We start from the raw sequence: 22,399 nt of genomic DNA on the forward strand, positions 1-22,399 counted from the left end.
TGTTGGTACATAAAAATAAATGGAGAAAAATAAAAAAGGAGAATGAGTATGAAAAAACAATTTGCCCTGTTCTCTACCTTATTACTTTTAGGTTCATCAATGCCAGTAGGTGCATTTGCAGAAGGTAATAACTTGGTAGCTGAAAATAGTTCTGTCGCAGAAACAACCGCAGAAGCAACAACTGCTGAAGCCACTGAAACGACAGCGACTAGTGAAACAACAGAAGCGACAGAAGAATCAACGACTGAAACAGAAAGTTCAACCGAATCAAGTGAATCTACAACCACGGAGTCCACGGAAACGTCAGGAACCGAAACGACAGATTCCACAACGGATTCAACATCCACAAGTACGACAGAATCGACTACTGACTCCACCTCAACGAGTACAACAGAGTCAACCACAGATTCTACGTCAACAAGTACAACTGAATCAAGTACCACGCCGACGACCACACCAAGTTCTTCTAAAGAACAGCCAAAACCTGGCACGAGTACTTCTGAATCAAAACAGCCGGCGAAACCAGTGACACCAACAGCGCCAGCTGAAAAGCCAGTAGAACAACCAGCAGCGTCAACACCGCAGCCCGAAATAGTCCCACCAGTTACAAATGAAACGGTTGGGTTAGTGGAAGACGATGAGACGTTTACGGTCAGCAAAACGAAGAAGACAGAAGAGTTTATTCAAGAAATCGGGGAATCTGCTCGGAAAGTGGCCAAGGACAAAAACTTATATGCTAGTGTGATGATTGCTCAAGCAATTTTAGAAAGTGGCAGCGGCAATAGTAAATTAAGCCAGAAACCAAACTACAATTTGTTTGGTATTAAAGGCGATTACAAAGGTCAATCTGTTTCTTTTATTACCTATGAAGACAATGGTTTCGGTAACCTATACACAGTAGAAGCAAAATTCCGTCAATATCCAACGTATAAAGAATCAATGGAAGATTATGCGAAATTATTGAAAAATGGTTTAGATTCCAATAAAGATTTCTATCATGGTGTCTGGAAAACGGAAGCCAAATCATACAAAGAAGCGACACGTTTCCTAACAGGAAAATACGCAACGGACAAAGATTACCATAAGAAATTAAATGCGTTAATTAAAACATACGATTTAACTTATTATGATAAAGAAAAAGCAACCGTTGAACCAATGGAATCAAATTTCCCAGCCTATAATGGCAAAAACTATGACACCTTTAATAGTTATGCTTGGGGCAACTGTACACAATATGTCTACAACCGTATTACGCAATTAGGTAAACGTGTGGACTTAACAATGGGGAATGGTCAAGATTGGGGCGAAACAGGTCGTGCACGCGGGTACAAAGTAAGTCGTACACCAAAAGCAGGCGCAGCGGTTTCCTTCCCAGCTGGCGTTTTAGGCGCAGACAATACTTATGGTCATGTCGCATTTGTGGAAAAAGTCTTTAAAGATGGTAGCATCTTAATTTCTGAAATGAACGTGAAGGGATTAAACGTTGTTTCGACACGTACAATCTCAGCTGATGAAACACATTTAATGAACTATATCGTTCCAAAAGATAAATAAAAAAATCAGCTCTTTGTCAATAAGAACGGATGAGTTGTAAAAAGCAAAGTTGGAACTGAAGAATCAATTTTAATTCTTCAGTGCCAGCTTTTTTTGTGGCAAAAGTTCTCTCCAATAAAGTTTAATACATTCAGTTATTGCCAGGAGGTTTCAGGTCGGGATGAGTTAGCAACAGTCGCTGATAGCTATATTTTTTTTAGGTAGAATCATTTACTTTTAGGTGGAAGATGTCTTATAATTGTAAGCGGATACAAAAATAAAAAAAGAGGTGGGTAAATGAGTAAAAAAGAAATAAATCAAGTAGTTGCCAGTAGCTATCAATTGTATATTAATGGAGAGTGGACAACAGGTAGTGGTAACAAAATGATTGCTAGTTACAATCCTAGTAATGGTGAAAAATTAGCAGAATTTGTAGATGCCACAAATGCAGATGTGGATCGAGCTGTAGAAGCAGCCCAAGAAGCGTTTCAGACATGGAAAGATGTTGACGTTGTAACAAGAAGCAATCTTTTGTTGAAAATTGCTGATTTGATTGAAGAAAATCAAGAACATTTGGCTATGGTGGAGACTTTAGATAATGGAAAACCGCTTCGGGAAACGCAATCGATTGATGTCCCTGCCAGTGCAGACCATTTTCGGTATTTTGCTAGTGTGATTCGTGGAGAAGAAGGGTCTGTCAAAGAATTTGATAAGGATACGTTATCCATTGTTGTGAAAGAACCCATTGGTGTTGTGGGTCAAATTATTCCGTGGAATTTCCCCTTATTAATGGGTGCTTGGAAATTAGCGCCAGCGTTGGCAGCAGGTAATACGGTTGTGATTCATCCGTCCTCGAGCACATCATTAAGTCTGTTGGAATTGTTTAAGATTTTTGATCAAGTCTTGCCGAAAGGAGTAGTGAATTTAATCACCGGTCGTGGTTCTGATTCAGGAAATTATATGTTGGCACATCCAGGGTTTGATAAGCTAGCTTTTACAGGTTCAACAGAGGTGGGGTACACTGTCGCTAAAGCTGCGGCCGACCGCCTAATTCCAGCCACTTTAGAACTTGGCGGAAAATCAGCCAACATTATTTTTGAAGATGCCAATTGGGAACGTGCATTAGAAGGCGTGCAGTTAGGGATTTTATTCAATCAAGGGCAAGTTTGTTGTGCTGGGTCTCGTGTGTTCGTTCAGTCAGGTATTTATGATCAATTTGTAGAAGCTTTAAAGGAAAAGTTTGAACAAGTGAACGTTGGTTTCCCGTGGGAAAAAGATGTTGAAATGGGCGCTCAGATCAATGAGCATCAATTGGAAGAAATTTTAAAATATGTCGAAATTGGTGTGAAGGAAGGAGCTACACTGATTACTGGTGGGCAACGTTTAACAGAAAATGGGCTAGACAAGGGGGCGTTTTTAGCACCTACGTTATTAGCGAATGGCACGAATACAATGTGCGTGGCCCAAGAAGAAATCTTTGGTCCTGTTGCAACAGTGATTAAATTTGAAACGGAAGAAGAAGTCATTCGTTTAGCTAATGATTCTGAATATGGTCTAGGTGGTGCCGTCTTTTCTCAAGATATCAATGTGGCATTACGGGTTGCTCGTGGTGTACGGACAGGTCGGATGTGGGTCAACACATACAATCAATTGCCTGCGGGCGCGCCATTTGGCGGTTATAAAAAATCAGGAATTGGTCGAGAAACGCATAAATCAATGCTAGATGCTTACACGCAAATGAAAAATATTTACATTGTGACAAAAGAAGAAGCAGACGGACTGTATTAAGTAGTGTAGTGAATTTTAGATAATAAACTTATTTTTGGTTATTGTTATTTTTCGAGCTAAACAAAACAATAATTTTTTGAAAAAGTTGAGTGATGAGTAAAGTAAAACAGATTAAAAGTAAAGCCTGGTGCAAAAATCACTTTGGATTTTTGTACCAGGCTTTAAAGCGGAGTAACAATAGTGGCCACTCTTGGTTGTTTTAAATTTTCGACTATTATAGAAGGAGTTATTTTGCTTCTTCTGCTTCAAATTTAGCAAAAGCTGTTTCAATAACTTCTTTTAATGCAGAAGCAGAAGCTTCCATTTTTTCTTGTTCAGCATCTGTTAATGGAATTTCAATGACTTGTTTAACTCCTTGGCGGTTGATGATCGCTGGTGCACCGATATAAATATCGTTTTGACCATATTCACCTTCTAAATAAACAGATAATGGTAACACAGAGTTTTCATCGTTTAGGATAGCTTTAGTGATACGCGCTAGTGCAACCGCGATTCCATAGAAAGTAGCTCCTTTTTTCTCGATGATTGTGTAAGCAGCGTCGCGTACGTTGAAGAATAAATTAACCATTGCTTCTTCATCGACGTCAGGATTATTTTTCACCCATTCGTAAATTTGTAAGCCAGCGACATTCGCATGTGACCAAACTGGGAATTCTGTATCTCCGTGTTCCCCTAAGATGTAGGCATGGACATTTCGTGCATCAACGTCAACTAATTCGGCAATTGCTTGACGGAAACGAGCAGAATCTAGTGAAGTTCCTGAACCGATTACTCGTTCTTTCGGGAAGCCAGAGAATTTCCAAGTTGAATAAGTCAAAATATCAACTGGGTTTGCGGCAACTAAGAAGATACCGTTGAAACCAGAATCAACAATTGTTGTAACGATTTCTTTATTAATTTTCAAGTTTTTATGAACTAAGTCTAAACGAGTTTCGCCTGGTTTTTGAGGCGCACCAGCTGTTAAGACAACTAAGTCTGCATCATGGCAATCGTCATAAGTAGCAGCATAGATTTTTTTAGGAGAAGTAAATGCTAATGCGTGAGATAAGTCCAACGCGTCTCCTTCAGTTTTTGGTACATTAATATCAATAATCCCAACTTCTTGAGCAATATTCTGAGTTACTAAAGCAAAGGCATAGCTAGAACCTACGGCACCGTCCCCGACTAAAATTACTTTTTGGTGATCTTTATTCCCTGCGGCTGCAGTCATGTGTACCATTCCTTCCTCTACATTCTTTTTCGTGAGCAACGAGTTTTTATTTCCTGTTGCTAAAGTGATAGTAACATGGTTTGTAAAAAATGTCACGAACTTTGATTGTAAAAATGATACAGTTTTCAGACCTGTTTCAAAATGGTAGCTCTTACATGTGCGTAATTTCACTATCTTACGCATATTTAAATTTCTAAAAATTTTTTTACATCTTTCTTAATCTTCAAAGACTGCGAGTTTTTTTATTTCTATGGTATAATGAATAAAACTGGGTAGCGCATACGCTTCCCAGCCATTTTGTGTTGGCAAGCTTATAATCCAAGGAGAATGAAAGATGAAAGTAATCGTAGGACTGGGAAATCCCGGTAGTAAATACAAAGAAACAAAACACAACATTGGCTTTATTACGCTAGATGAAATTGCGTATCGGCAAAATGTTTCGTTTAATAATAGTAATTTTGAAGCAGATATTGCAGAGTTTTTTATAGGGACTGAGAAAGTATTGTTAGTGAAACCATTAACATTTATGAATGAATCAGGTCGCTCTGTTGGTCCGTTGTTGACCTACTTTGGGGTAGATGAGGAAGATTTGATTGTTATTTATGATGACTTAGACTTAGAGATCGGTAAAATTCGTTTACGGCAAAAAGGTAGTGCTGGCGGCCACAATGGGATAAAAAGTCTGATTGCCCATTTAGGAACAAATGTCTTTCCTAGAATTAAAATTGGCATTGGTCGGCCCTCAAAAAATGATACAGTTATCCACCATGTACTAAGTACTTTTCCCAAAGAAACACACGAAGAGATGTTACTTGCTGTAAAAAAAGCAGCCGATGCCGCTTTATATGCATGCGAAGGACATACGTTTGTTGAAACAATGAATCAATTTAATGGAAAATAGCAGAAAGGAGGGCCCTTGTTTGAATATTATCGAACGAATTAGCCAAACAGAAATTGCTAAATCATGGCGCAGTCAACTAATGACAACAGGAACGCGCCAACTAATTACTGGGTTATCAGGCTCTGCTAAAACATTACTGATGGCAGGCGCTTTACAAAAGACGCATCAAAAAATTGTTATTGCGGTCCCAAACCTATACTATGCCAATCAATTAGTAGATGATTTTTTAAATATTTTACCTTCAGAACAAGTTCATCTATTTCCAGTAGATGAAGTGTTATCCGCCGAAATGGCCTTTTCTTCACCAGAAGCGCGCGCAGATCGAGTGAGTGCGTTAAATTTCCTGATGACAGCGAATGCAGGAATCGTGGTCGTACCAGTAGCTGGACTACGAAAATATTTGCCAACGAAAGAAACGTGGCAAAATGCGCAACTTTATTGGGAAATCGGGACAGAAGTAGAACCTGAGATCCTCGCGCAACGCTTAGTGTTAATGGGCTATGAACGCCAAGCAATGGTCGGAAAGCCTGGCGAATTTAGTATTCGCGGAAGCATTGTTGATGTCTATCCGCTAAATGCCGAATACCCTGTTCGGGTGGAACTGTTTGATGTTGAAATTGACTCAATCCGTTATTTTGAAGCAGATACCCAACGTTCATTAGAAAATCTTGAAGAAGTAACGATTTCACCAATGACTGATTTAGTATTCTCAAAGGCAGATATGAATCATGGCATGACGAGGTTACAAGATGCTCTAGAAAAACGTTTAGCGACAGCTAAAGATCAAACGGAGACCGATTTTTTAGAAGAATATTTTGGTCAGTTGCTGTCTTCTTGGGAACAAGGGATTCCTACAGAAAATGCTCACTATTATACAGATTTTCTGTACCAACAAAAAACTACGCTGTTAGATTATTTACCAGAAAATAGTTTGCTTTTTGTGGATGATTATTCTCGTATGATGGAAACGGAGCGAGAAATCGCTAGAGAGGAAGCGGAATGGCAAACCCTGAAAATTGAAGAAATGCGCGTGTTTTCTGAACAAACTTTTGGCGTAGACTTTCATGATCAATTGCGAAAAACTGCACGAAATACGACCTTCTTTTCACTTTTTCAAAAAGGAATGGGGAATCTTCGTTTCCAAGAAGTCCATAATTTCCAATATCGTTCAATGCAACAATTCTTCGGTCAAATGCCGTTGCTAAAAGCGGAAGTGGACCGTTGGCAAAAGCAAAACCAAACGGTCGTTGTTTTTGTTCCTACGAAAGAACGGATTCAAAAAGTCGAAGAGCTATTTCAGGACTTTGACATACCTAGCGTAGTAAGCAATTGGGATCAGTTGTTAGATGGGCATGTCCAAATTGTCCAAGGGGCATTACAAACAGGGTTTGAATTGCCTAAAAACAAGCTCGTGGCGATTACGGAAAAAGAAATTTTTCATACAACGACCAAAAAACGGGCACGTCGTCAAACAATCTCTAATGCGGAACGTTTGAAAAGTTATAGCGACTTAAAAACGGGCGATTATGTCGTTCATGCGAATCACGGGATTGGTAAATATATTGGTATGGAAACCTTAGAAGTTGATGGGGTCCATCAAGATTACATGACTATCTTGTACCAAAATGATGACAAGTTATTTATTCCAGTAACACAATTGAACTTGATTCAAAAGTTCGTTGCTTCCGAGTCTAAAACGCCGAAAATTAACAAGCTAGGCGGCAGTGAATGGACGAAAACTAAACGAAAAGTTGCTTCGAAAATTGAAGATATCGCGGATGATTTAATCTTACTTTATGCGACAAGAGAGTCGGAAAAAGGCTATGCTTTTCCGCCAGATGATGCGTATCAAAAAGAATTTGAAGAGGCTTTTCCGTATTCTGAAACAGATGATCAATTACGTAGTGCCGCCGAAATTAAACACGACATGGAAAAATCTCGACCAATGGATCGTTTGTTAGTTGGCGATGTAGGGTTTGGTAAAACAGAAGTGGCTTTACGAGCGGCTTTCAAAGCTGTTAGCAACAATAAACAGGTTGCCTTTTTAGTGCCAACAACTATTTTAGCGCAACAACATTACGAAACGATTCAAGAGCGGTTTGAGGGCTTTCCTGTAGAAATTGGTTTATTAAGTCGTTTCCGCACGAAAAAACAGCAAAATGAAACAATTGAAAAAATTAAACATGGCCAAGTAGATATTGTGATTGGTACCCATCGTTTATTGTCGCAAGATATTAATTTTAGTGATTTAGGCTTGTTGATTATTGATGAGGAACAACGGTTTGGAGTGAAACATAAAGAACGACTAAAACAATTGCGTTCACAAGTGGATGTCTTGACGTTAACAGCAACGCCAATCCCAAGGACCCTTCATATGTCAATGTTAGGTGTCCGTGATTTATCCGTCATCGAAACCCCACCAGAGAATCGTTATCCGATCCAAACGTATGTCATGGAAAATAATCCTGGGGCGATTCGGGAAGCGATTGAGCGAGAAATGGCCCGAGATGGTCAAGTCTTTTATTTATACAATCGAGTAGATACGATTGAACGAAAAGTTGAAGAGTTACAAGCACTAGTTCCAGATGCACGAATTGCGTATGCACATGGTCAAATGACAGAAGTACAACTGGAGAATACTTTGTTTGATTTTATTGAAGGACAATATGATATATTAGTCACTACAACAATTATTGAAACAGGAGTAGATATTCCTAATGCTAATACCTTGTTTGTAGAAAATGCGGACTACATGGGCTTATCTACGTTGTATCAATTACGTGGTCGTGTGGGGCGTAGCAATCGAGTGGCCTATGCTTATTTTATGTACGAACAGCAAAAAATCCTAAACGAAGTTAGTGAGAAACGTTTAGAAGCAATTAAAGACTTTACGGAATTAGGTTCTGGGTTCAAAATTGCGATGCGTGACCTTTCCATTCGAGGGGCCGGAAACCTTCTTGGTGCCCAACAACATGGCTTCATTGATTCGGTTGGGTTTGATATGTACTCACAGATGTTATCTGAGGCAGTTGCTCGTAAACAAGGAAAAAATATCCAAGACCAAAAAACGTCTGTTGAAATTGATTTGGGCATTGATGCTTATATTCCAGGAACGTACATTACAGACGAACGACAAAAAATTGAAATTTATAAACGGATTCGTCAATTAGAAAATATGGATATGTACGAAGAATTAGAAGCGGACTTGTTAGACCGCTTTGGAGAGTATCCTGACGAAGTGGCGCATTTATTAACCACTGGCCGTATCAAAATGGATGGCGACCGTGCCTTGTTAGAAAGTATTCGTAAACGCGATCAAAAAGTCAAGTTTGTGTTAAGTAAAATTGGCACAAAAACATACTCTGTGGAGCAGTTGTTTGAAGCGTTATCGGCAACCAGCTTAAAAGCGGATCTAGCAGTTGAGAAAGAACAAATGACTATTTCCTTGAAGTTGCCGAAAGATTGTAAAGAAGCTGTTTGGATTCAAGAAATTGCTGCTTTTACAACCGCATTGCGACAAGAAAAATACAAACATTCGCAAGGAACGGATTCCCTTTAAAAGGAGGCCTAGAAGATGGCACAAAAAGAAATGCAACGAATGATGCAAGGTGCCGTTGTGTTAACCATTGCTTCCTTCATTGCAAAAGTGTTGAGTGCGTTTTATCGCGTTCCTTTTCAGAACTTTGTAGGGGATGAAGGGTTTTACGTGTATCAGCAAGTTTATCCAATCTATGGGATTGCGATGACATTAGCATTGTCAGGCTTACCGCAATTTATTTCCAAAATTGTTGCTGAACAACCAGATATTCGGAGTCAAAAACAAGTGTTGCGCCAACTATATCCCTATGTGTTATGGTTAGCGATTGCTTGTTGGGCCTTCTTTTTCTTTGGTAGTCAAGAAATTGCTATTAGTATGGGGGATGCTGCACTCCAACCATTAATGGAAGTTGTTTCCTTTACCTTTTTACTCGTTCCAATTCTTTCTTTCTATCGTGGGAATTTTCAAGGTCATTTGTTGATGGTGCCTAGTGGTATTTCACAGGTGATGGAACAGTTTGTGCGTGTCGGGGTTATTCTAGTAGCTGCGTTGTCCTATCATTACTTTGGTGGCTCCATTTACCAAACGGGGACGGTGGCCATGAGTGGTGCGTTGGCTGGCGGTATCTTAGCGGTACTTGTCTTATGGTACTACAATCGAAAAATTCTTAGTGGAAGTACGGAATACTTGCATCAATGGAAGATTATGCCTCAAACCACAGGACTATTTAAACGTTTAATGATTGAGGGTGGTTTGGTCTCTTTATATAGTGCTTTTCTGATTCTATTTCAATTAATTGATTCCTTTAAAGTAAAAAATGCCCTCATGCTTTTCGGGCTCTCTGATTTAGCTGCGAAAGTGGACAAAGGGGTCTATGATAGAGGACAACCACTAGTTCAATTAGGATTGGTAATTGCTTTAGCTTTAAGCTCGACCTTTTTACCAGGTTTGACAAAATATTTTATGAAAAAAGACCGTCAACAATTTTTACAAGTTGCAAAAATCTTTTTGCGCCTTACCACAACCTTGGCATCGGCGGCTTCGATTGGTCTAATGATGTTATTGCCGTACATGAACTTTACGCTTTTTAAAGATTATAAAGGCAACGATGTTTTAGGGGTGTATGTTTTATCCATCGCTTTTATGGCCATTATTCAGGCCTACCAAAGTATTGAACAAAGTCGCAATCGTTTTAAAGGTCCTTTAGTGGCAGCTGGTGTGGGCTTATTAGTGAAATTACTGACAACGGGCTTTTTCACCATTCGTTGGGGAACATTAGGTGCTAGTTGGTCTACTATTCTTGGGTTACTAGCGACGTTATTCGTTTTAGTCCGACAATCGGATGCAGCGATTAATTGTTTTGTTCGAGAACGAAACTTTTTGAAAAAACTGTTGCTTAGTTTAGCAATCATGATGCTGTCATTACTGGTCTATCAAGGAATTATCTCCATCTTGTTCCAAGGTGTGCATCACCGAAGTCAAGCGTTTTTCGTTACAGTTTTAGGTGTTGCAGTGGGTGGTACAGTTTTTATTAGCACCATCATTAAGTTAGAATTATTTACGATACGTGAATGGTTAAGTTTACCGTACGGCGCAAAAATTTTACGGATGAGACAAAAAAAATAAAAGAGGTGAATGTGATGCGGTTAGATAAATTTTTAAAAGTTTCTCGCATTATTAAAAGAAGAACAGTTGCCAAAGAAGTCGCTGATAAAGGCCGGATTCAAATCAACGGAGTCTTAGCCAAATCTTCTAGTACTGTGAAGATTGGTGACCTTGTCAAAATTCAATTTGGGAACAGAATTTTAGAAGTAGAAGTCCTGCAACTGAATGACTCTACGAAAAAAGAAGATGCCACAAAAATGTATGAAATAAAATCAGAAACACGTGTCTCTGAAGAATAAACAGGTGAGGATGGAGCGCTTGGCAAGTTCATTGAAAAGATGAATATTCCAAGCGCTTCATCCTTTCAGCGTTTTAATGAAACAGACGCGCCGCTTTTGAAAAAAATTAATAAATCAACCGCTGTTATTTCAAAAGCAAAGAATATTTTAGAAAAAAGCTTGATTTTCTTTAACTTCTCTGAAATTAACATTAGACAAGGTTCTTAGATGTTGGTATAATAAAACGGACAATCCAAAGCGAGTGGAGCGAGACGATGGGAAAGAATGAAAAAAACTCGAAGAAAGTTGCGGCATTGGAAAATGACTACACGAAAGAACAGTATGTCGAATTCCAAAAACAACAGAAACAATTGATTTTTAGACGCAGACGCTTGGCAGCGATTTTTCTCGTGGCCTTCATTATTTTTGCCTTTTCTGGCATCCAATTGATGAAAGATTATCATCGCTTAGGTGCTTTCAAACAAGAACGAGCAGATGCAATTGCTGAATCCGTAGCAGTTGATAAGAAGGTCAAGGATCTAAAAAAAGACGTTGCTTTGTTAAAAGATGATGATTATGTGGCAAAATTAGCACGTAGCCGTTTCCTTCTCTCAAAAGAAGGCGAACAGATTTATCCCACACCAGAACAAATGAAAAAAACACAGACTTCTGGAGCGGAAGAAAGCAAGAGCAGTTCAGAAAAAAATAGTCAATCACAGTCTTCAACTGAAACAACTAAGTCTTCAGCTGAATAAACTGCAATTATAATTAGGGAAAAAATAGGAGGAACAATTTTTTTATGTCAATCGAAGTAGGAGCTAAATTGCCAGGAAAAGTGTCAGGGATTACTAACTTTGGTGCATTTATTGATTTAGGAGAAGGAAAAACTGGGTTAGTACACATCAGTGAAGTGTCTAATGGATTCGTTAAAGATATTCATGATGTATTAACAGTAGGTGACGAAGTAACAGTGAAAGTAACCTCAGTTGGTGACGACGGCAAAATTGGCTTATCGATCCGTAAAGCACAAGAGCCAGCAGAAGGGCAACAACCAAAACGTGAATTTCAACGTCGTGAAAACAATTATGAGAATCGTGACCGTAATCCACGCGCAGGGGGCAAAAAGCCTTTCAATAAACCACAAGCAAATAACAATAACAATAAACAAGATTTTGACTCATTGATGAGCTCTTTCTTGAAAGATAGTGATGACCGTTTATCTTCATTAAAACGTAATACTGAAGGCAAACGTGGCGGACGTGGCGGACGTCGCGGCTAAGCACAAACAAATAGGGGGACTGGGGATAACGAATGGGTTATTTCTCGGTTCCTCTTTTATTCTAAGGAAGAAAGAAGGGCGAACAATGTTTTGGCAGTTTTATAAACGAGGAAAAGAACAAGGATTTTGGCAACCGCATCAAACAATCGTGGTCGCCGTTTCTGGTGGTGTAGACTCCATGGCCCTTTTGACGTTAATGGAACAGGTGGCAGAAAAAGAACAATTACAATTGGTTGTTGCACATGTCAATCATCAATTGCGAGAAGCGTCGGCACAGGAAGCGCAATATCTCGCTACCTATTGTCAGCAGCGAGAGCTAACGTATTATGAAACACGTTGGGAAGACCCTGAAAAGCAACGAAATTTAGAAGCAAAAGCGCGCACATTTCGTTATGAATTTTTTAAAGAAGTCATGGAAATTGAAGGTGCGGCGGTCTTAATGACGGCACATCATCTAGACGATCAAGCGGAAACGATTTTAATGAAGCTGATTCGAGGAACTAATTTTTCCCATTCCGCAGGCATTAAAGAGAGACGTCCTTTTGCGACAGGGGAATTGATTCGTCCGTTACTCATTTATCCAAAAGAAGAATTGTATCAATTTGCACAGCGCCAAGCATTCGTTTATTTTGAGGACGAAACGAACCAAACCAATGAATATTTGAGAAATCGGCTCCGTAATCAGGTTTTGCCGCTATTAAAGCAGGAAAATCCGCAATTCTTAGATCAGATTGCTTCTTTTAGTAATGAACAACGTTTTGCCCAAGAATTTATTCAAGAACAAATTGAGCCTCAATTATCTGAAGCCGTAGAACCAACCAAACAAGGCTGGCGCATTCCTTTGAAGAGATTATTAAAAGAAACGCCTGCGTACCAGCACTTCTTTTTAACCGCGTTTTTCCAAAAAACATTAGTGCCATTAGGGGTTTCGTTAAACCAACGCCAGATGACACAAATTTTAAAAGTTTTGAATGATGAACGGCAACCGCAAGGCTCGGTTATGTTAGAACAGCAATGGCAACTAGCTAAAAGTTATGATTGGCTATGCTTAGAACAAAAACAGGCTGCACTGCGAGAAGAAGTTACACATTTATTAGTACCTGGTGCGGGGATTTATCTATCGGAAACCGAGTGGCTAGGATTAATTGCGACAGACAAACCGTTTCCTCTTCCTGAAGAGATTAATCAGTGGACGGGTCAGTTGTTAGCGATCCCGTTGACCACAGCCACACCTTTGACCGTTCGTCATCGCCAAAGTGGTGATCGGATTACATTAAAACCAGGGTTTACGAAAAAATTAAGCAGAGTTTTTATTGATCAAAAAGTGCCAAATGAAGCGAGAGAGAGTGCTTGGGTCATTACGGATGAGCAAGAGGAAATCATTTGGGTACCAAAATTTGCAAATTCCTATTTGAGTATTCCTTTAGAAACTGATAAAATACACTACAGACTCCTTTTTAAGACAAAGGAGTAATGCTGAAAGGAGCGCACTATGATAGAAAAAGATATTGAGAAAGTCCTAATCTCCAAAGAAGAAATTCTTGCGAAGTCTGCAGAGCTTGGCAAGCAACTGACAGAAGAATATCAAGGGAAAAATCCTTTAGTGGTCGGTATTTTAAAAGGTGCAGTACCATTTATGGCTGATTTGACTCGTGAAATCAATACTTATTTAGAATTGGACTTTATGGATGTATCTAGCTACGGCAACGCGACAGTTTCTTCAGGCGAAGTAAAAATTGTCAAAGACTTGGACACAAATGTCGAAGGTAGACATATTTTAATCGTAGAAGATATCATCGATAGTGGTCGTACATTAGCGTATTTAGTAGATTTGTTTAGATACCGTAAAGCTGCATCTGTGAAAATTGTTACCTTATTAGATAAACCAGAAGGCCGTGTAGTAGACATTAAAGCTGACTACGTAGGGTTTGATGTGCCCAATGAGTTTGTGGTCGGTTACGGATTAGACTATGCAGAAACGTACCGCAACTTGCCTTATATTGGCGTTTTAAAACCTGAAGTTTACGAATCAAATTAATATCTATCAAGGAATTAATTGTGTTACAATGTAAAGGTCAGGATTGATAAAAGAATAACATGAATTGTAATGATGAGCATAAGGAGGACAGGCATGAACAAAAAGAATAATGGCATGAAAAATGGTTTATACTACGTCTTAGTAGTACTTGCCATGGTCATGGTTGTCTATTTCATTTTTGGAAATAACAACCAACAATCGCCAGACATCGATTACTCAACCTTCCAACAACAATTGGAAGACGGAAAAGTCAAAGACATGACCATTCAACCAACCAATGGGGTTTACCGGATTGAAGGTCAGTATAAAGAAAAACAAGAAGTGAAAGACACAGGTGGTCTGTCATTGTGGGGCTCAACGCAAGCGTCGTCAAAAGGCTTCACAACAACCGTTTTGCCTAGTGATACAACCTTAGCTGGCATTCAAGATGCGGCACAAAATAACAAGGTGAAGCTAGTTGTCAAAGAACAATCAACAAGTGGTGCTTGGTTGTCACTGTTGTTTAGTTTCTTACCATTAGTGATTATTTTCTTCTTCTTCTACATGATGATGAGCCAACAAGGCGGTGGCGGTGGCGGCGGTGGCCGTGTGATGAACTTCGGTAAATCAAAAGCCAAAGAAGCCGATAAAAAAGCTAACCGTGTCCGCTTCTCAGATGTAGCTGGTGCGGAAGAAGAAAAACAAGAATTAGTTGAAGTAGTGGAATTCTTAAAAGATCCACGTCGTTTCGCTGAATTAGGCGCACGGATTCCTGCGGGCGTACTATTAGAGGGACCTCCAGGGACTGGTAAAACGTTACTTGCTAAAGCCGTAGCAGGTGAAGCAGGTGTGCCATTTTACTCAATCTCAGGTTCAGATTTCGTTGAAATGTTTGTCGGGGTCGGTGCTAGCCGTGTCCGGGATTTATTTGAAACAGCGAAGAAAAACGCGCCTGCGATTATCTTTATCGATGAAATCGATGCAGTTGGTCGTCAACGTGGTGCTGGTATGGGTGGCGGACACGACGAACGTGAACAAACCCTTAACCAATTATTAGTTGAGATGGATGGTTTTGATGGCAATGAAGGAGTTATCGTAATTGCTGCAACGAACCGTTCAGACGTGTTAGACCCAGCGTTGTTACGTCCAGGTCGTTTTGACCGCCAAATCTTGGTAGGACGTCCAGATGTCAAAGGTCGTGAAGCGATTTTACGTGTTCATGCGAAAAACAAGCCGTTAGCTGATGACGTTGATTTGAAAGTTGTTGCACAACAAACACCAGGTTTTGCTGGTGCTGATTTAGAAAATGTCTTAAACGAAGCAGCCTTAGTTGCCGCTCGTCGTAACAAGAAAAAAATTGATGCTTCTGATGTGGATGAAGCCGAAGACCGCGTAATTGCTGGTCCAGCTAAAAAAGATCGCGTGATTAATAAAAAAGAACGCGAAATGGTGGCTTACCATGAAGCGGGACACACAATTGTTGGTTTAGTCTTAAGTCGTGCCCGTGTTGTCCACAAAGTAACAATTATCCCTCGTGGTCGCGCAGGCGGTTATATGATTGCTTTACCAAAAGAAGATCAATTCTTAATGACTAAAGAAGATATGTTTGAACAAATCGTTGGCTTACTTGGTGGACGTACAGCAGAAGAAATTATCTTTGGCGTTCAATCAACAGGGGCTTCAAATGACTTTGAACAAGCAACAGGGATTGCCCGTAGCATGGTAACTGAATATGGAATGAGCGACAAATTAGGACCTGTTCAATATGAAGGAAACCATCAAGTCTTTGTCGGTCGTGATTATGGTCAAACAAAAGCTTACTCAGAACAAGTGGCGTTTGAAATCGATCAGGAAGTTCGTCGTATCTTAATGGATGCTCATACGAAAGCGCATGAAATTATCGAAGCGCACCGTGAACAACATAAACTAATCGCTGAAAAACTATTAGAATATGAAACATTAGATGCAAAAGCAATCAAATCATTATTTGAAACAGGTAAAATGCCTGAAGGTACTGACAGCGACTATCCTAGTGAAAAAGAAGCGCAAACATTCGAAGAAGCAAAACGTGCTTTAGAAGAAAAAGAAGCGCAAAAACAAGTTGAAGAAAAGCAAGACTTTGAAGAAGCGAAAAAAGAATTACATGATGAAGCAGAAGAAGTCAAAGTAGAAAGCGAACAAACAGAAAAAGAAGTCCAATCTGAAGAGAAAAAAGATTCAGATTCCAATTCTGAATATGATCGCAATAACTACGAAGATCGTTATAAATAACCAATTAGTAGAAGGTGCAGTATTTGTCGAGTTGACGAATACTGCACCTTCTATAATATTAAGATATTCTATAGAAGGAAGATTATTTGGTTGAAAAAACACCTGATTCCTAGTATTATCTGACTAATGGACAAAAAAGCACCAAGAGAAGAGGAAAAAGAATGGAAGATTATTTGGTAAAAGCCCTTTGTTATAAAGGTTCAATTCGAGCATATGCCATCAGTGCCACTGAAACTGTTAGCGAAGCGCAAAGAAGACATGATACATGGAGTTCTTCTACCGCAGCGTTAGGGCGCACATTGATTGGAGCCCTTTTACTAGGAGCGACTTTAAAAGGTGACGATAAATTAACTGTAAAAGTACAAGGGAATGGCCCAGCTGGTGCTATTATTGTCGATAGTAATGGCCGTGGAGAAACAAAAGGCTACATTAAAAATCCACATGTCAGCTTAAAGTTGAATGCAACAGGTAAAATTGATGTACGTGGTGCTGTCGGTAACGAAGGAATTTTCACAGTCATTAAAGATTTAGGATTAAAAGAAACCTTTTCTGGACAAACACCTATTGTTTCTGGTGAAATCGGTGAAGACTTTACATATTTTATGGCGGTCTCTGAACAAGTTCCTTCAGCTATCGGTTTAGGTGTATTGGTGGACACGGATGAATCTGTGAAAGCAGCCGGTGGTTTTATGATTCAAGTAATGCCAGGTGCCGATGAAAGTACCATTGATTTTATTGAACAGCGTCTAGCGGAAGTGCCACCGATTTCACAATTACTAGAAAATGGAGAAACACCTGAACAAGTCTTGTATCGCTTATTGGGAGAAGACGAAGTAGAAATTTTAGAAAAAATGCCTGTACAATTTAAATGTGACTGTTCCAAAGAAAAATTTGCGACCGCTTTGATTGCTGTTGGGATCGATGAATTAAATGCGATGATTGATGAAGATCATGGAGCAGAAGCAGTTTGTCAATTCTGTAACAATAAATATCACTATAGTGAAGAAGAATTAATTGAACTTCGCGATGAAGCGATTCGCAATACGAAACAAAAGTAGGAGGAAAGACTATGTGGAAAATTGGAGACGTTGAAATCCCCAACCGTGTTGTCGTAGCTCCGATGGCGGGTATTAGTAACGCCGCTTTTCGTGTGACTGTAAAAGAATTTGGCGCAGGATTAGTCGTTTGTGAAATGATTAGTGACAAAGGAATTAAATTAAGAAACAAAAAAACCTTAGAAATGCTATATATTGATGAGCGAGAATATCCTTTAAGTGTACAAATTTTTGGTGGAGATAAAGAAACATTAGTGGAAGCTGCTAAGTTTGTGGAAGAAAATACGCAAGCGGCGATTATTGATATTAACATGGGTTGCCCTGTCAATAAAATAATTAAAGCTGAAGCTGGTGCGAAATGGTTGCTGGATCCGAATAAAGTGCATGAGATGGTTCACGCAGTCTCTTCGGCAGTTTCTTTGCCTGTTACTGTAAAAATGCGAACAGGCTGGGATGAAGATCATCTATATGCTGTAGACAACGCTTTGGCTGCCGAACAAGCAGGGGCTTCGGCAATTGCTATGCATGGTCGGACACGTGTCCAAATGTATGAAGGGACAGCCAACTGGGACGTTTTAAAGGAAGTGAAAAAGCATTTAACCATTCCTTTTATGGGAAATGGCGATGTCAAAACGCCTGAAGATGCTAAACGCATGTTAGAATATGTTGGAGCGGATGGTGTGATGATTGGTCGAGCTGCTTTGGGCAATCCTTGGATGATTCAACGGACGAAAGAATACTTGGAAACGGGCGAATTGATGCCTGAGCCTTCACCAGCTGAAAAAATTAACATTGCAAAAGTTCATTTACAACGATTAGTGGATTTAAAAGGTGAAAAAATTGCGGTCCGTGAGTTTCGCCAACATGCTTCTTACTATCTAAAAGGAATCTCGCGAGCAGCCAAAGTGAAAGTTGCGATTAACCAAGTCGAAACACAACAAGCAGTTGTCGATTTACTTGATGCCTTTGTAGAGAAGATTTCCAAAGTTGCTGTAACTACTATAGAAGAATAAAAAATTCAAGCCGAAAGTAAAATTCGGCTTGCTTTTTTTCGAATTACTGTGGCATTATTAGGATAGGTTAAAATCAAGAATGGAGGAACAACAGTGGCAGAAGAACAACAAGCGCATTTAGAGGATTTAAATGATCAAATGCTCGTGCGCCGCGAAAAAATGGAAGCTTTACGTGAAGAAGGGATTGATCCTTTCGGTAAACGTTTCGATCGCACTCATAATTCAGCAGAACTTCATGAACAATATGATAATCATACAAAAGAAGAACTTAGTGAAATGAATACAGAAGTCAGCGTTGCTGGACGTATGATGACAAAACGTGGTAAAGGAAAAGCTGGTTTCGCCCATTTGCAAGACCGTGAAGGCCAAATTCAAATTTATGTTCGGAAGGACCAAGTTGGAGACGAAGCCTATGAACTATTTAAACATGCTGACTTAGGCGACTTCTTTGGTGTGACAGGTCAAGTAATGAAAACCAATACGGGGGAAGTTACTGTTAAAGCTCAAACAATTACGTTATTAACTAAAGCTTTGCGTCCATTGCCAGATAAATACCATGGATTAACGAATGTGGAACAACGTTATCGTCAACGCTATTTGGATTTAATCAGTAACAAAGAAAGCTTTGATCGTTTCATGAAACGCAGTCAAATTATTAGCGAAATCCGTCGTTATCTAGATGGCAATGGCTATGTCGAAGTAGAAACGCCTGTCTTGCATAACGAAGCAGGAGGAGCTGCTGCTCGTCCATTTATCACACACCATAATGCGTTAGATATGGACTTATACTTACGCATTGCCCTAGAGTTACATTTAAAACGTTTAATTGTCGGTGGCATGGAAAAAGTCTATGAAATTGGTCGTGTCTTCCGTAATGAAGGCATCGATACCACTCATAACCCAGAATTTACAATGCTAGAAGCTTATACTGCTTATACTGATTATCAAGATGTGATGGATTTAACAGAGGGAATTATTCGTAATGCTGCGGAAAAAGTCTTAGGAACTACTGATATCACGTACGATGGTCAAGCTGTTGACTTAGGTAGTCCTTTCAAACGTCTACACATGGTAGATGCGGTCAAAGAACAAACGGGCGTAGATTTTTGGCAAGAGATGACGATAGAAGAAGCCCGTGCGTTAGCTAAAGAACATAATGTTGAAATTACAGATGCCATGACAGTCGGTCATATCATTAATGAATTTTTCGAAACATTTGTAGAAGATACGTTGCAACAACCAACATTTATTTATGGTCACCCAGTAGCTGTTTCACCATTAGCGAAGAAAAATCCAGAAGATGGTCGTTTCACTGACCGCTTTGAACTATTTATTATCGGAAAAGAGTTTGCTAATGCATTTACAGAATTAAATGATCCAATTGACCAACGTGAACGTTTTGAAGAACAAGAAAAAGAACGGGAACAAGGAAATGATGAAGCACACGGAGTAGATGAAGATTTCATCGAAGCCTTAGAATATGGCTTACCACCAACCGGAGGATTAGGTATTGGGATTGATCGACTAGTTATGTTATTAACTGATGCACAATCAATTCGTGATGTCTTGCTATTCCCAACAATGAGATAAAAAAAGATGCCTTAAGGGCATCTTTTTTTTGTATTCGCAAAAAATTAAATAAAAAAAGAATAGAAAAACAATTGAAACCAATTCTTTTTTTCTAAAAAAATCGAAGATGGGTAATAAAAAGAATGGGTAATCTGATAAAAAAACGAACTTTATCTAATCGGATAAGAAAGAATAATCGGTATTGAAAAAAAGTTTAAAAAAAGTGAAAATAATGATTGACCAATGCTTGAAATCTTGGTATATTATTACATGTCGCAAGGCGAGTCACACAGCTGAGCGATTCAGAAATCAATAATTAAATAACAATTCTTGATTTCAAATCTCTCGAAAAAAGTTTGAAAAAACAACAAAAAAGTTGTTGACAAATAACAAACGAGATGATAAGATATAGAAGTTGTCACAACAGACGACAACAACCGAGCAAAACAACTTAAAAAAACTTTTTTAAAAAAGTTCTTGACATTCAAGTGAAAGTTTGTTATGATATAAAAGTTGCTGCGAGGTAACGTAGACCTTTGAAAACTGAACAAAGAATAGACGAACCAAATGTGTAGGGCGTCTTGATTCAATTCAAGACAACAAACATTTTTAACAAGCAAGCAATATGCTAGCAAACAAATTGAGCTTAACAATCGTAAGATTGTTCTAACTTTTATTATGAGAGTTTGATCCTGGCTCAGGACGAACGCTGGCGGCGTGCCTAATACATGCAAGTCGAACGCTTCTTTCCTCCCGAGTGCTTGCACTCAATTGGAAAGAGGAGTGGCGGACGGGTGAGTAACACGTGGGTAACCTACCCATCAGAGGGGGATAACACTTGGAAACAGGTGCTAATACCGCATAACAGTTTATGCCGCATGGCATAAGAGTGAAAGGCGCTTTCGGGTGTCGCTGATGGATGGACCCGCGGTGCATTAGCTAGTTGGTGAGGTAACGGCTCACCAAGGCCACGATGCATAGCCGACCTGAGAGGGTGATCGGCCACACTGGGACTGAGACACGGCCCAGACTCCTACGGGAGGCAGCAGTAGGGAATCTTCGGCAATGGACGAAAGTCTGACCGAGCAACGCCGCGTGAGTGAAGAAGGTTTTCGGATCGTAAAACTCTGTTGTTAGAGAAGAACAAGGACGTTAGTAACTGAACGTCCCCTGACGGTATCTAACCAGAAAGCCACGGCTAACTACGTGCCAGCAGCCGCGGTAATACGTAGGTGGCAAGCGTTGTCCGGATTTATTGGGCGTAAAGCGAGCGCAGGCGGTTTCTTAAGTCTGATGTGAAAGCCCCCGGCTCAACCGGGGAGGGTCATTGGAAACTGGGAGACTTGAGTGCAGAAGAGGAGAGTGGAATTCCATGTGTAGCGGTGAAATGCGTAGATATATGGAGGAACACCAGTGGCGAAGGCGGCTCTCTGGTCTGTAACTGACGCTGAGGCTCGAAAGCGTGGGGAGCAAACAGGATTAGATACCCTGGTAGTCCACGCCGTAAACGATGAGTGCTAAGTGTTGGAGGGTTTCCGCCCTTCAGTGCTGCAGCAAACGCATTAAGCACTCCGCCTGGGGAGTACGACCGCAAGGTTGAAACTCAAAGGAATTGACGGGGGCCCGCACAAGCGGTGGAGCATGTGGTTTAATTCGAAGCAACGCGAAGAACCTTACCAGGTCTTGACATCCTTTGACCACTCTAGAGATAGAGCTTTCCCTTCGGGGACAAAGTGACAGGTGGTGCATGGTTGTCGTCAGCTCGTGTCGTGAGATGTTGGGTTAAGTCCCGCAACGAGCGCAACCCTTATTGTTAGTTGCCATCATTTAGTTGGGCACTCTAGCGAGACTGCCGGTGACAAACCGGAGGAAGGTGGGGATGACGTCAAATCATCATGCCCCTTATGACCTGGGCTACACACGTGCTACAATGGGAAGTACAACGAGTCGCTAGACCGCGAGGTCATGCAAATCTCTTAAAGCTTCTCTCAGTTCGGATTGCAGGCTGCAACTCGCCTGCATGAAGCCGGAATCGCTAGTAATCGCGGATCAGCACGCCGCGGTGAATACGTTCCCGGGCCTTGTACACACCGCCCGTCACACCACGAGAGTTTGTAACACCCGAAGTCGGTGAGGTAACCTTTTTGGAGCCAGCCGCCTAAGGTGGGATAGATGATTGGGGTGAAGTCGTAACAAGGTAGCCGTATCGGAAGGTGCGGCTGGATCACCTCCTTTCTAAGGAATATTACGGAAATACACATTTCGTCTTTACTTTGTTCAGTTTTGAGAGGTCTACTCTCAAAACATTCGTTCATTGAAAACTGGATATTGAAGTAAAAAGA

General features: G+C 40.1%; 15 protein-coding genes and 1 rRNA gene. 15 read left to right on the forward strand and 1 reads right to left on the reverse strand.

Features of this window, described 5'->3' with window-relative positions:
* Positions 1-42: 42 nt before the first annotated feature.
* Together IGK82_RS00930 and IGK82_RS00935 are read left to right on the forward strand one after the other, a co-directional pair.
* The gene (locus IGK82_RS00930) at positions 43-1,554 is read left to right on the forward strand and encodes a glucosaminidase domain-containing protein (protein WP_025191702.1); all 1,512 of its coding nucleotides are present in this window, start codon (positions 43-45) and stop codon (positions 1,552-1,554) included.
* 276 nt (positions 1,555-1,830) lie between these two features.
* Positions 1,831-3,321: an aldehyde dehydrogenase family protein gene (locus IGK82_RS00935; RefSeq protein WP_002361555.1), complete on the forward strand. Its 1,491-nt coding sequence runs from the start codon at positions 1,831-1,833 to the stop codon at positions 3,319-3,321.
* Between the two features lie 226 nt (positions 3,322-3,547).
* On the opposite strand, the gene IGK82_RS00940 is transcribed toward IGK82_RS00935, so the two are convergent.
* On the reverse strand, positions 3,548-4,531 hold the full coding sequence (locus tag IGK82_RS00940) for an L-lactate dehydrogenase (protein ID WP_002356251.1): 984 nt from the start codon (positions 4,529-4,531) through the stop codon (positions 3,548-3,550).
* 334 nt (positions 4,532-4,865) lie between these two features.
* Here IGK82_RS00940 and pth point away from each other — a divergent pair, with 334 nt between their 5' ends.
* The 13 genes from pth to IGK82_RS01005 all read left to right on the forward strand — a co-directional run bounded on the left by pth (position 4,866) and on the right by IGK82_RS01005 (position 22,292).
* Positions 4,866-5,432 carry an aminoacyl-tRNA hydrolase gene (gene pth / locus IGK82_RS00945; protein WP_002379221.1) on the forward strand — a complete coding sequence of 189 codons (567 nt, stop codon included), beginning with the start codon at positions 4,866-4,868 and terminating at the stop codon, positions 5,430-5,432.
* A gap of 19 nt (positions 5,433-5,451) precedes the next feature.
* The gene (gene mfd / locus IGK82_RS00950) at positions 5,452-8,991 is read left to right on the forward strand and encodes a transcription-repair coupling factor (protein ID WP_002379220.1); all 3,540 of its coding nucleotides are present in this window, start codon (positions 5,452-5,454) and stop codon (positions 8,989-8,991) included.
* A 15-nt stretch (positions 8,992-9,006) separates the two neighbouring features.
* On the forward strand, positions 9,007-10,596 hold the full coding sequence (locus tag IGK82_RS00955; protein WP_002361558.1) for a putative polysaccharide biosynthesis protein: 1,590 nt from the start codon (positions 9,007-9,009) through the stop codon (positions 10,594-10,596).
* Positions 10,597-10,610: 14 nt separating this feature from the next.
* Positions 10,611-10,874: an RNA-binding S4 domain-containing protein gene (locus IGK82_RS00960; protein WP_002356255.1), complete on the forward strand. Its 264-nt coding sequence runs from the start codon at positions 10,611-10,613 to the stop codon at positions 10,872-10,874.
* 254 nt (positions 10,875-11,128) lie between these two features.
* Positions 11,129-11,608, forward strand: coding sequence for an FtsB family cell division protein (locus tag IGK82_RS00965; RefSeq protein ID WP_002356257.1), 480 nt, complete (start codon positions 11,129-11,131; stop codon positions 11,606-11,608).
* 44 nt (positions 11,609-11,652) lie between these two features.
* Positions 11,653-12,132: a S1 domain-containing RNA-binding protein gene (locus IGK82_RS00970; protein ID WP_002356258.1), complete on the forward strand. Its 480-nt coding sequence runs from the start codon at positions 11,653-11,655 to the stop codon at positions 12,130-12,132.
* An 85-nt stretch (positions 12,133-12,217) separates the two neighbouring features.
* Positions 12,218-13,606: a tRNA lysidine(34) synthetase TilS gene (gene tilS, locus IGK82_RS00975; protein ID WP_002379219.1), complete on the forward strand. Its 1,389-nt coding sequence runs from the start codon at positions 12,218-12,220 to the stop codon at positions 13,604-13,606.
* A gap of 18 nt (positions 13,607-13,624) precedes the next feature.
* Complete coding sequence (hpt, locus tag IGK82_RS00980; protein WP_002356260.1) at positions 13,625-14,170, forward strand: hypoxanthine phosphoribosyltransferase; 546 nt, start codon at positions 13,625-13,627, stop codon at positions 14,168-14,170.
* 93 nt (positions 14,171-14,263) lie between these two features.
* Positions 14,264-16,420, forward strand: a complete 2,157-nt coding sequence (ftsH, locus tag IGK82_RS00985) for an ATP-dependent zinc metalloprotease FtsH (protein WP_002364513.1) — start codon at positions 14,264-14,266, stop codon at positions 16,418-16,420.
* A gap of 161 nt (positions 16,421-16,581) precedes the next feature.
* Positions 16,582-17,478, forward strand: a complete 897-nt coding sequence (gene hslO, locus IGK82_RS00990) for an Hsp33 family molecular chaperone HslO (protein ID WP_002359370.1) — start codon at positions 16,582-16,584, stop codon at positions 17,476-17,478.
* Between the two features lie 11 nt (positions 17,479-17,489).
* The gene (dusB, locus tag IGK82_RS00995; RefSeq protein WP_002356263.1) at positions 17,490-18,488 is read left to right on the forward strand and encodes a tRNA dihydrouridine synthase DusB; all 999 of its coding nucleotides are present in this window, start codon (positions 17,490-17,492) and stop codon (positions 18,486-18,488) included.
* Positions 18,489-18,581: 93 nt separating this feature from the next.
* On the forward strand, positions 18,582-20,078 hold the full coding sequence (gene lysS, locus IGK82_RS01000; protein WP_002359372.1) for a lysine--tRNA ligase: 1,497 nt from the start codon (positions 18,582-18,584) through the stop codon (positions 20,076-20,078).
* 653 nt (positions 20,079-20,731) lie between these two features.
* Positions 20,732-22,292 (forward strand): 16S ribosomal RNA (locus tag IGK82_RS01005).
* Positions 22,293-22,399 lie beyond the last annotated feature (107 nt).

The organism is Enterococcus sp. AZ197 (assembly GCF_050556405.1).
In the GTDB taxonomy this organism is placed as follows: domain Bacteria; phylum Bacillota; class Bacilli; order Lactobacillales; family Enterococcaceae; genus Enterococcus; species Enterococcus faecalis.